Raw genomic sequence first — 517 nt, forward strand, 5'->3', positions numbered from 1 at the left:
ACCAGAAAGTGATCGATGCCCTGATGAAAGTTCTCTTCTGTCATCCACCAGGTAAGCAATTCCTGATTAAGAAAATTCCAGTTTGATTGTGGCATGACCCGGGTACCAATTCGCGGTCGCGGTAAAACCATCCCTTTTGCCGTTAACGTTTTGACCGCTTCGCGTACCGCTGTACGACTCACTCCAAATTGCTCGCCCAGCTCACTCTCACCAGGCAAAATGGTGCCGGGTTCATATTCACCTTTTAAGATGCGTTGCGCCAGCTTCTCAGCCAGAACATACGAAAGGTTTTTCTGTGCAGCTAACTGTTGTGCGCTTAAAGGCATTACTAATCTTCCTTTTTCTTTTTATTCCTCCTTAGTATGCCACCAGGAAGTGTGATTACGGTTGCAAAAACGGCAAATTGCTTGTTTTATGGCACATTAACGGGGCTTTTGCTGAAAAAATGCGCGGTCAGAAAATTATTTTAAATTTCCTCTTGTCAGGCCGGAATAACTCCCTATAATGCGCCACCACT

At 45.3% G+C, this 517-nt stretch carries 1 protein-coding gene; it reads right to left on the reverse strand.

Annotation, left to right across the window (positions count from 1 at the left end; translation table 11 throughout):
• The coding region (locus QZF50_RS23710) for a GntR family transcriptional regulator (protein WP_290389046.1) at nt 1-326 on the reverse strand (326 nt) is incomplete at its 3' end.
• Nucleotides 327-517 lie beyond the last annotated feature (191 nt).

It is taken from the genome of uncultured Escherichia sp. (assembly GCF_948475835.1).
Classification (GTDB): Bacteria; Pseudomonadota; Gammaproteobacteria; order Enterobacterales; family Enterobacteriaceae; genus ECMA0423.